This is a genomic window from Ensifer sp. ENS08 (assembly GCF_014852195.1).
Classification (GTDB): Bacteria; Pseudomonadota; Alphaproteobacteria; order Rhizobiales; family Rhizobiaceae; genus Ensifer; species Ensifer adhaerens.
In genome coordinates this window covers 31,662-42,680 of the sequence record NZ_JACVBF010000028.1, presented here as the reverse complement: position 1 = coordinate 42,680, position 11,019 = coordinate 31,662, and the positions used below count along the sequence as shown (strand labels likewise).

The 11,019-nt window shown below is 54.9% G+C and carries 8 protein-coding genes; 2 read left to right on the top strand and 6 right to left on the bottom strand.

What is annotated here, in order from left to right; translation table 11 throughout:
- Nucleotides 1–264: 264 nt before the first annotated feature.
- The 5 genes from IB272_RS33340 to IB272_RS33320 all read right to left on the bottom strand — a co-directional run bounded on the left by IB272_RS33340 (nucleotide 265) and on the right by IB272_RS33320 (nucleotide 7,638).
- Nucleotides 265–522 carry a hypothetical protein gene (locus IB272_RS33340; RefSeq protein WP_192445810.1) on the bottom strand — a complete coding sequence of 86 codons (258 nt, stop codon included), beginning with the start codon at nucleotides 520–522 and terminating at the stop codon, nucleotides 265–267.
- Between the two features lie 86 nt (nucleotides 523–608).
- Nucleotides 609–2,411 carry an ABC transporter ATP-binding protein gene (locus IB272_RS33335; RefSeq protein ID WP_112985412.1) on the bottom strand — a complete coding sequence of 601 codons (1,803 nt, stop codon included), beginning with the start codon at nucleotides 2,409–2,411 and terminating at the stop codon, nucleotides 609–611.
- A gap of 128 nt (nucleotides 2,412–2,539) precedes the next feature.
- On the bottom strand, nucleotides 2,540–3,616 hold the full coding sequence (locus tag IB272_RS33330) for a polysaccharide pyruvyl transferase family protein (protein ID WP_192445809.1): 1,077 nt from the start codon (nucleotides 3,614–3,616) through the stop codon (nucleotides 2,540–2,542).
- Between the two features lie 930 nt (nucleotides 3,617–4,546).
- Nucleotides 4,547–6,583, bottom strand: coding sequence for an acyltransferase family protein (locus IB272_RS33325; RefSeq protein WP_192445808.1), 2,037 nt, complete (start codon nucleotides 6,581–6,583; stop codon nucleotides 4,547–4,549).
- A 71-nt stretch (nucleotides 6,584–6,654) separates the two neighbouring features.
- Entirely contained in the window at nucleotides 6,655–7,638 is a 984-nt protein-coding gene (locus IB272_RS33320) for a KpsF/GutQ family sugar-phosphate isomerase (protein ID WP_192445807.1), read from the bottom strand.
- A 194-nt stretch (nucleotides 7,639–7,832) separates the two neighbouring features.
- On the opposite strand from IB272_RS33320, the gene IB272_RS33315 reads away from it, so the two are divergent.
- Nucleotides 7,833–8,561 carry a hypothetical protein gene (locus IB272_RS33315; RefSeq protein WP_134886923.1) on the top strand — a complete coding sequence of 243 codons (729 nt, stop codon included), beginning with the start codon at nucleotides 7,833–7,835 and terminating at the stop codon, nucleotides 8,559–8,561.
- Here the strand turns inward: IB272_RS33315 and IB272_RS33310 are convergent.
- Nucleotides 8,537–10,036 carry a glycosyltransferase family 39 protein gene (locus tag IB272_RS33310; RefSeq protein WP_134886944.1) on the bottom strand — a complete coding sequence of 500 codons (1,500 nt, stop codon included), beginning with the start codon at nucleotides 10,034–10,036 and terminating at the stop codon, nucleotides 8,537–8,539. The genes IB272_RS33315 and IB272_RS33310 overlap by 25 nt on opposite strands.
- Before the next feature lie 273 nt (nucleotides 10,037–10,309).
- On the opposite strand from IB272_RS33310, the gene IB272_RS33305 reads away from it, so the two are divergent.
- The gene (locus IB272_RS33305) at nucleotides 10,310–10,999 is read left to right on the top strand and encodes a glycosyltransferase (protein ID WP_112985407.1); all 690 of its coding nucleotides are present in this window, start codon (nucleotides 10,310–10,312) and stop codon (nucleotides 10,997–10,999) included.
- Nucleotides 11,000–11,019: the final 20 nt, after the last annotated feature.

Below are 11,019 nucleotides of genomic sequence, written 5' to 3'. Positions count from 1 at the left end.
GCTTGAACGCCATCTGAAATAACACCCCTCTACCAATCCCTCAGCATGACCACCGTGAGCCCGATTATGCTGAGTTTTCGCTTGGGCGCCGACCCAGTCAGATGCGGAAAACCTTCCGATTCTGACTAGCAGTCATGAATACTCCCCGTTTCCATCGAGTTTTTAATCAAGAGATTGCAGAAAGCGGCAACAACTTAGTCTCCCGAAGGCATCTGTCCGCCTTGATGCGAGTCGGTCAGAGCACGACGTCGGAGAGAACGATCGCTAGCGGCTAGTGCGTGGAATGGCGGCGGCGAGCATTCTTAGGAGGTCACGTTCCAACTTTTGGCACAGGGTCTCATATTCTTTCAGCCGAGCTGGGTCCGAGACCTCCTGCTTGCGCAGTTCATCGCGAGCGATAGCAGTTCTGCCGTAGGCTTCGAGTAAATCGGATATAGCAAGGAAGTTTGCATCGGCAATTTGTTTTCGATGTCTTGGGAAGCGCAACATCATCCTCGCTCTGCCGGCCTTCTCCCACTCCATTTCGCTGACCTCCCAGATTGCGGATCTGAATCCGCCCACTCACGTGCGGTATCTCGCAGGAGTGTTATACATCGCCTCAAACGTCGCTAAACGGGGTCAGCGAACACTTTCAGTACGGGAGGTCGGTTACTTAGATTGTGCAGCCGTGCATAGGCCCCATTTCGCTGGGCAAGCTCTCGATGTGTACCTTCCTCGACGACCCGGCCATCCTTCATAACGACTATCTTATCAGCATTGACTACCGTGGAGACCCGGTGGGCTATTACAATAACGGTGCGTCCGCTCATGGCCTCCTCGAGCGCCTTTTGGACGGCGGCTTCCGACTCTGCGTCTAGCGCGGACGTTGCCTCGTCAAGAAGAAGAATGGGGGCATTGCGCACGAGGGCGCGAGCAATCGATATGCGTTGCCGCTGGCCGCCCGAAAGCGTCATGCCCTGCTCGCCCACGGGAGTATCATATCCCTTCGGCTGCGCTAAGATGAAGTCATGCGCATAGGCGAGGCGTGCTGCCTCTTCAATCTCAGCGTCCGTGGCTTCGGGCCGACCATAGCGGATATTGTCTCGGATGGAGCCTTCGAAGAGATAAGGCTGCTGCGAGACATACGCGAGTTTGTTGCGCAGCGAGTGCTTGGTAACTTCGGCTATGTCCTGACCATCAATCAGGATTTGCCCGGATAAGGCATCATAAAATCGCGGGATGAGGCTAATGATAGTGGACTTGCCGGCCCCCGAAGGACCGACCAGCGCTGTCGTCTTTCCGCCTTCAGCACGGAAACTCACGCCTTTCAGGATCTCATCTTCCTTGCCATAGCCAAAGTGGACGTTTCGCAACTCCACCGTCGCGTCTCTCAGTTTCAGCTCCCTAGCCTCGGGGTGATCCCGCTGATGCGGAACTGTATCAAGGATTTCGTAGAGCATATGGGCATTCACGGCAGCGCGTTCCAAGGATACCTGCAAACGGGCCAGGCGTCGGGCTGGATCATACGCTAGGAGAAGTGCTGTAACGAATGCGAAGAACGCCCCAGGGGGCACGTCGCTATAGATCGCCCGAAAGGCGGCATAGGCAAGCACACTTGAGATTGCCAAACCGGCAAACGTGTCTGTCATTGGGGCTGTACGCTCGCTCAGGCGCGCAATTCGGTTGGCACGACTTTCGGCACGCTCGATAGTCGCATCGACCTTGCGGCACAACTCCTGCTCCATCGTAAAAGCCTTCACGATAGAAATGCCCTGGATCGTTTCCTGCATCGCCCCGAGGACGCGGCTATTTGCCTCCACTGCCTCGCGAGTTGCCAGTCGAAGCCGCTTCGAGATGTAGCGCAACCCGAGGACCAACATGGGCGCTACGAGAAAAATGATAAGTGAAAGCACCCAATCCTTGCTGAACATTACGCCGATCAACCCGATGAGCGTGAGGAGATCACGAGCGATCGAAGTCACCGTTACATTCAACACGTCGCGGATGCCGCCGACATTTTGATTAATTTTTGCAAGCAGACGTGCCGAGCGTTGCTCGTGATAATAACCGACGCTCAGCGCCATTAGGTGTGAGTACAGCCGCCGCTTATAGTTCGCGACGATGTTGTTACCTATACTCGAGAGGGTGACCGCTTGCCCGTAAGTTGCTAACCCCCTCAATACAAAGGCAGCAAAAAGCGAAACACAGACGAGAACAACGACATCTCCTCGCTTGTTGGCGAACGCTTCGTTGATCACGGTTTCCATGATCCAGGCTGTAAAGCCCGTCGTCGCCGCCATTATAAGAAGACAGCCAATAGCGAACGCGTAGCCCCAGATGTGGTCGCGAGCGTTTTCGGCGACTACGCGGCGAAGAACTCGCGTGATTGCTTCAGAATCGCCTGTCGGCCGTTTCGAATGCTTCACCCTCAATTAGCTGATCCCTTGTGCATATCAGCGACATTGTCAAACTCCCGTTTCTATATGGCCGTGTTAACCGTTTGGCGAGTCCTGTCGGTTCTAAGAAAATCGGATGTGCCGTTGTATCAGGTCCGGAGGCGTTAGTTTGCGAGATTCGCGATTTCCTCGAACATGGACTTCGCCTCTCGGCGGGCTTTCTGAACGTAGGCAGCAGTTGCATTGTAATCGGCATCCTGCCAGTGATCTACCATATCGAAAGCGAGCTTTGCATCATCTGTTAGAAACCTTGTCAGCCCCATGTCAGTTAACATACCGATCATTTTTGATGTGTTCGATGACATTCCGATGAATGGAGTTCCAGACAGGATGGACATACACACCGCGTGAAAGCGGCCACCGATGACACCCCGGGCCGTGGCAATTCGCGAAAGTATCTGCTGGGAAGATAAAGGCTCGCCGAATTGGTGGATCATTTCCATACGCCGCAGCATATTTGCTTTGAAAAGCGATTTTCGGAAGGCGCGCATGGGAGTGATCTGTCGGCGTTGAGAAGGGCGCGGCGCCTGAGCTACCATACCAGAGCCCATAAAAACGAAGTCTGGTGACTCCCCTGCCCCTAAAAACGGGTTGTTCGGCTCTGAGGTGTCGAGGTGAAGAAAAGAAGTATGATTTCTCCTTAGCGCTTCCTCCTGGGCGTTTTTTGCAATATTTTTGTTGGCGTTGTCGGTCACGATGATTGTAGGTGTCCTTGGCCCGCCCAAGAATGGCTTCATGACATCACTCGATAACGTGAGATCTGGCACAACCTCAACCTCCAATCCGACCTGACGTGCTTCGTAACCGCTGACGGACTCTCGAACATAAATTTTCTCGAAGGCCTGGCATGCTTTTGCAATTGCCGCGTCGTTTCGTTCGTACACGCTGTTGATCAGAACGCTGGGGACACCGGCAGCCTTGCAGAAGGGGGCGACCTCAGCAAGCGCTCGCGCCTGCCTCGTGCCATCGTGCAGAGTTCCCTCACCATTGACAATCACGAGATCTGCAGTTCGCATTGAGGCAAGAAGGAGCGGATGCTCTCGCCAGTCGGTGTGAACTGATGCAGACGTAGCGATCCGAATTCCCACCGATTTCGCCAACTGAGCGATTTGGCTAACGACAACGCGACATCCAAGATGCGCTTTTGTGGATGTATCATTGATGAGAATTGCTGTCTTCAAACCTGTTCATCCCGAGCAGCCGAACTTGTCGGACGTTGAAATACCGAGCTTGACGGAAGGTCGGCAACGAAGTTGATGAAAATTCCACCCGCAAGCCTACAGCCACTCCTAATGCAGGCGCAACTGAATTACCCTTCTCTCAGACAGATACTCAGCATGGGTGCAGTCCCGACCTCCGCCTTGCAAAGGACGTCGGAAGGGAAGAGCCGCGGGCCAGGAAGGTTCGCGAACAAGGGATCATAGCTTTAATTCTTAAGGCCGAAGCTCACCTCAAGGCGGTCCCGCGTCACCAGGGCTCACAAACTTGACGGGATTTCTCGCGAGGCCCATCAACGGGGAAAGCGCGGTTCGTTCGCCTCGCTGGTGGCGCAAGCTATCGACGCAGGTTTATTGAAGCACCTGCACTAGCGCCAATCACGATAGTGGGTCTCCGAGAGTGGACGACCTTTGATGGGTGACTGGACAATTCCGCTTTCGTCCATTGCCCAACTCAGGATTGCATCTGCCTGGGCACGCATCCGCGCTCTGACCTCAGCTGGGTCTATATCCGCGGTTGCGAACGAAGGCGCCAGTTGATCAAGCGCGCTCAGGACATGGTGTGTGAGGTCAGGACCAGGGGTGTGTTCGAGCACCTTCGCTACGAGGGATCGTAGAATAAATTCTAGGGTTGCAATTCGCAACTGTTCATTATCGATACCCAAAACACCCCCCCCCAATCAGTGCAGTGTGTATTCAACTTGTACCTTTAACAGCAGCAGCAGACGTTCGCAACGTGAAGGTATACGCCAGGTTTGACAGCACTCGGGGGAGTAGGCGCTCTCCCTAGAAACGGCAAAACGGCATCCTGGTTAACGAAGCTCAGTGCGCCAACACCGCCGATCGGCTACAGCCTAACCCCACGAACGAAATCAATGCCGGAAGAAGCGTTCATCAGGAACGGGGTGCTGGGTTGCGAGATAGTTGGCTCGCCTCGATCAGATTCAGCACCGGAAGGAACACCGAGGCAAGGCTCTTTGCTCCCTTTGCAGACAAGTGATCCTCGTCCTTATATAGCACAGTGCCACCACGCAAGGCGTGGCAACGAATTGCATCGCAAATGGCACTCAGCGGATCAACGACCAAGGATCCACTGGTTTTCGCGACCCTTGTGAGAACTCCCCTTGCCAAGGCCTGCCGTTTATAGGTGTACTCAAGAGAAGGCGCTATATTCAGGGTGGTACCGCGGACAACCGCTCGTGCGAGTGCTTCGGGAACCTCGTGGCCCATTTCCGGCACATCCATCACCAATACTGTTCTCGTACCCTGCCGAGAGAAATGGGCGATAGTCTCCTCGAGACTTTTTTTGACAGGCGCAGACCAGTCCGCTGTCGAGGGCGGGACGCGCGGATCAAAGACGTGCCCTTGGCGTGGCAACTCGGCTCTGTGAACGTATTTCGGCCAGTAGCCCACCATGAACACATACGGAAATTTCTCTTTTTCGATGAAGGACATCACGGCCGAATTGTGATCGACACACCGTTTTACCGCCCAGGATGGTCCGAAATCTGCCTCCGGCAGCGGCGGGCAAGAACCTCTACCAACAAAGACACCCGCCACTCCCGCTTCGCGAGCAGCGAGATCGATCGCCGGCGCAAGCGCGGCAGCATGAGAATCCCCCCATACAACAAACAACGGGCTACCCTTGGTCTTGTCTCCTAGTCTGCAAAGCTCACCTTTTCGTATCTGGTCCGGCGTTAGGCCGTTTCCGTTAGAATCGGTGAAACACTCCGCCGCGAAGAACGGGCTGTCGTCGAAGGTAGCTTCATAAAGCGTGCGAGCTTCCTCGGGCAACCTTTGTGGGACTCCATCTAGGTTGTTAACGAAGAGTGCGAAGGCAACGGCGCTGGCGATTGTTGTGCCGCTCAGCATGAACATGGGCGCGCTCGAGAGGGCAAGACTTCCATGGCGAAAAGGCTGCTCTACGAACCGCCACGAAACATAAGCCGCCACGAAGGAGAGCGCGACGATAAGCAATGTGAGCTCAGACGTAAGAGCTCCTTCAAGAAGGTAGCGGGCATAAACGAGGAGGGGCCAATGCCAAAGGTAGAGCGAATAAGAGATCCGCCCAATAAAGACGGAAACGGAGTTGTCGAGCAACCGCGCGAACGGGCCCTCTTGGCAATGCGCATGGATTATGAGTGCCGTTCCAAGGCAAGGAAGTGCGGCGGCCAAGCCAGGAAAAGGGGTGCTCGGAGAATAGAGGAAGATGGCCGAGAACACCATGAGGAGCCCGACCCCCGTTAGCAGCTGGCTCGTCCGTCCCGAATAGTTCGGATGCGGCAAAAGCGCTACGGCGGCTCCTATCAACAACTCCCAGACGCGAAAGTGCAGCAGATAAAACGCCTTTTGCGGGTTGCCGTAGACCTCAACAGCACTAATGACGAAGGACAGGGCTAAAATTGAAAGAACAGCTACAAGTATTTTTTTGCGGTAAACTTTGTGACAGACAAACAATGCGACCGGGAATACGATGTAGAATTGCTCTTCGACAGAAAGAGACCAAGTATGAAGCAGGGGCTTCAAGTCGGATTCAATATCGAAATAACCGCTCTCCTGCCGAAACAAAATGTTCGAGACAAATACTGCAGCGGCGCCAAGACTATTGGAAAAATACGTGAGCTCCCGAGGCATGAATACAAACCATGCAGCGACAGCGCAGATCGCCATCATGACGAACAGCGCCGGGAATATTCGTCGCATGCGGCCGGCGTAAAACTCGATGAAACTGAAGCTGCCTCGCTCGAGAGAGCTTAAGATAGTTCTGGCCATGAAGAAGCCGGAAAGGACAAAAAACACGTCCACCCCGACAAATCCCCCACCGAAGATACTGAACCCGGCATGGAAAAGTAGAACCGATAAGATTGCCACGGCCCGCAGGCCGTCGAGGTCGGGTCTGTAACCCCGATGATGTGCAATTCCGGTCAACATGCCCCCTTTGCCAATTTCACTGCACGGAGCAGCGCGGCAGGTCATCTATCGTAGTTAGGTCAGACCGAAAGCTAGGCGACGCCGGCACGCAACAAATCATGCACATGCAGGATACCCGTTGGCTCGCCCAAATCACCTACAACGAACAGAACCGTTATCTTTTGCGATTGCATGAGTTCCATTGCGGCGCTGGCCAGCAAGTTGCGGGGAATAACGCGAGGGCTGTGCGACATTACCAAATCAACGGTCAGGGCCAGAAGGTCTGAGGACATGTGTCGGCGCAGGTCTCCGTCGGTGATGATTCCGGCCAGCTTACCGTCTGCACCCAAAATGCCAACGACTCCGAACCCTTTTGAAGACATCTGGATCACAGCTTCGCTCATGGGCGCGCCGGAAGATAGCAAGGGCATGGCATCACCAGAGTGGGCGAGTTCTTGGGCAAGCATCAACTGTGAACCTAGCTTCCCGCCGGGGTGAAATGTCTTGAAGTCGGCGGGAGAGAACCCCCTTCTCTCCAGAAGGGCAATGGCGAGGGCGTCACCAACCGCCAGCTGCAGCAATGCCGACGTTGTCGGCGCAAGTCCATGCGGACACGCTTCCTGCACTTTTGGAAGAACAATCGCGATAGTGGAGTTGCGCGCAATTGTGCTTTCCATACTAGATGTGATGGAAATCACCGGTACATTGAACCGCTTGGAATAGGTCAGCATGTTGCCGAGTTCGAGCGTTTCTCCCGACCAAGACAAAAGAACCAGCAAATCTTGCGCCGTGATCATGCCGAGATCTCCGTGGCTTGCCTCCGTCGGATGCACGAAGTAGGCGGAAGTCCCCGTCGAAGCGAGCGTCGCCGCGATCTTGCGGCCGATATGCCCGCTCTTGCCAACTCCGGCGACGACTACCCGTCCACCGCGCGAGGCGAGCAAATCGACAGCTTCGATGAAACTTTTGGACAATTCTGCTTGCCGAGCTAACTCGGCGGCGAGCGCCGCTATGCCGTCTGCCGCAGTGCCTAAGGTTCGAGTAATTGAAGCCAGCACTGCGTCACGAACAGTCATTTTGGTATCCTAGTTGGTGAGCCTTTTTAAAGTGCCCGGAAATCAGATCAAAGTGGCAAAATTAGGCAGTTGCCAGTTTTTTGACACATTCCAGTTGGCTGGAGGTGTTTTTCGCATATGGTTCAATGGAAACCTGCTTTGCCGGAAGTCCGTACACAGCAGCCGCGAATTAGCTGCGATCCTGGAACCCGCTGATGACGAGTGAGCTTGTGACGATTGAAGAGCTTCGCGAAACCCATCGCCGCTGGCTGGCGCAACTCGGGATCCTCGACGTGCCTTGGCTGATCTTCGGATCGGCACCTCGTCCCACCCTGCCATCCGACCTGATCGGACATTGTGCCCGCGTTGACGTGAACAACTCTGGCAAGACGGCAAACGCTTTGGGCCTCCCCGCGGCAGACCTGACGTTCCGCAAACGTAAGAAATCCTGGGGAGAGCATCCCTTTGTAAGAACCAGAGGCCTGCTCTGGCTCCACAGAAGACCTCTCTGGGTCATGCATCTCAAACTGCTCTTGAAGCCAAGCGTACGCTACAAGAGCTTGATGCGCGCTACGAAGGCCGAGCGCGAAGCAATCGTGAGCCATGTCACCGGGGGCCTTCCTGCTGACGTGGGAGACGTCGGCAAGGTGACGAACGGCGTGGCGGCTCTCTGCTACGGGCTGTTCGTCGGTGTACCCTCTGTCACCTTGACCGGCTTCTCGTTGACCCAGATGGGGCATTCCTACAACGACAAGGGCAAGGAGCGACGTCAAATTGCGGAAGACACTTTCGTCCTTAATCTCCTGAAGGAGCGGGGTGACGTGTTTACGACAGAGCCGGAGCTCTCTGAACAGATCGGCCTCCCCTTCATTCGCAACAAGGACGAGCTTGCGGTCTGTATGTCCCGCCGCTCTGGAAGTCAGTTGGAATCCGCCCAGATGTAGCCGAACGCGTAAACATCGCCGGGACGCCCGGCGTTGTATGGAATTGACACGAAGGCCGGCTCTGGACTGGTAACAGCGAAATTCTGTTCCGCCAGTAGCCTCTCAATACGCGGCGGAAGCTTTTCGCGGTTCGCACCTTCCGCCGGCCATACGGCCAAGATTCGGCCTCGCGGCACAATGCTCTCGCCCTCTAGGTCCGGGGAAAAGCCCGGGAGAATGATTGGGGTGCCGGGGAACTGGATCCTCAGATTGCCCGCCACGATCCGATCGTCAACCACAATCGCGGCAGGCGGCACTCCCCTCTCGGCGCTCACGGCTCGTGCAAAGCCATTGTAGGGCGTATGCGCAAAGGAGTAGTCGCCGATCACAGGACCAATGAAAACCCGCGCCCACAGCATCAGGATAACGCCGACCGAGGTAACACCGGCGACCAATAAAAGTACCGGGAGCCGCGGGCCCGGATCGATGCGGGCAGCATCAATCTTGAGCGTCAAATAGAGTGGCAGAAGCGCAGTAAAGAGTGCCAGCCATTTCACGCGAATGTGCGTTGCACCCATTGCAATAACAATCAGCGCTACCAGAACGAAGCTAGCAACGAGCATTCTTCCGACGACCCGTGTCCAAATGCTTTCGGCGCGCAGGATCTTGCCTATATCCGCATAGAAGGCTGCAGCGAAAACCAAGACAGTCGGCGCGACACCTTTGATTGCGGCAATCACAAGGGAAACTAGCCCTTCGATCGAATGCGGCAGAAGAGCGGTCTCTGCCCCCTCTTTCATCTCCGCGACGGTCACACCGGTCGCATGCCCAAGGTTGTTGATCACCCAATAGGCGTGCGGTCCGACGACGGTGGCAGCGGCGACGGCGCAGGCGAGCACGCGCCAGTCGAAAATGCGCTTTCGCAACGCTGCTTCCGGAAGAATGGCGATCAAAGCCGCCGCAGGTACGATGACGAAGTTGTACTTGGACAAGATCCCGATACCTACCACTGCGCCAACGAACAGATACCCGCCAATCCTCGGAGGATGCTTGAGGACGCGGAAGAAGCAAAAGAGGAACAGCGACACCGAAAAGAGCGCGGCAACCGTATGAGACAGATCGCGCTGAGACAGAAGGAAAACCGGGGGAAGCGTCAGCGCTCCCAGGATGGCGACTGCCGGAAGTAAGCGGCCGTCGGTGAGCGTTCGAACCGTCAAGCCGTAAAAGACGAGGAATCCGCACATTAGGGCGTTTTTCAGGATTGTCAGCGACGCGACAGAGATCCCGAAGACTGCGGCGACGCCATATTGGAGCCAATTGTAGAACGGCGGTTGAGCTCCATATCCGAGCATCAGATACTGCGAAAGAAATGCCTGTTCAGACTCGTCAATTTCGAGGGAATCTGGGCGGAGAATTTTCAGAACAACGCTCAATAGGCAGTAACTGGCGACGAGCACGTAAATAGCATCCGCTCTTTTTAATAGGAGGCTGCGCATATTCTCTCCGGGCTCGAAGTTCATAAGTGCACCTGTTCGCACTCCGAAAGTAGCTACTAAGATAACTAGAAGGGATTTGCCAGATACGATCGCGTCGGTTACGAAACCATATGGTAGAGCAGATGGAATTTTGGGGAGAGAGATGATGACATACGAAGGCCGGATTCATGCCGCGGGCCAAGCTCGCGATTGTCCTAGGCTTCACGTTGCCATCTTTTTTGGTTAAACCAGCCAGGCCTTGGACATTTTGAACCAACTAGAATCGGAAGTGTCATGACGCAAAGCGCTAATATTTACATCGGTTTCGACAGCAAAGAAGTAGTAGCATACCACGTTCTTTGCCAAAGTATTCTTGAGAAGAGCTCCATTCCGGTGAAGTTCACGCCTATTTCTCTCAACAACGTTGAGAACATCTTTACCCGCGAGCGCAATCCTCTTCAGTCGACGGAATTCTCTTTCTCACGTTTTCTAGTGCCCTACCTAAGCAATTACGAAGGCTGGTCGCTGTTTGCCGACTGCGACATGTTGATGCGGACTGACATCGCAAAGCTCTGGAACTTGCGAGACGACCGCTACGCCGCGATGTGCGTCAAGCACAACTATGTTCCCAAGGTTGAGACCAAGTTCCTGGGCCAGGTTCAGACCAAATACGAAAAGAAGAACTGGTCCAGCGTAATTTTGTTCAACAACGCAAAGTGCCGCAAACTGGATCTTGACTACGTCAACACCGCAACCGGCCTTGAGTTGCACCAGTTCAAGTGGCTGGAATCCGACGATCTCATCGGCGAACTGCCTGCCAGCTGGAATTGGCTCGTTAACGAGTACGAGCATTCGCCGGATGCGAACCTCGTTCACTTCACGGATGGCGGGCCTTACTTCGACGAATACAAAAACGACGATTACGCCGATGAGTGGTTCGCTGCACGTGACCGCGTTTTGCATGTAACGCAGCGCGCCGGCTAAGGCGCAAAAAGTCACCGGAT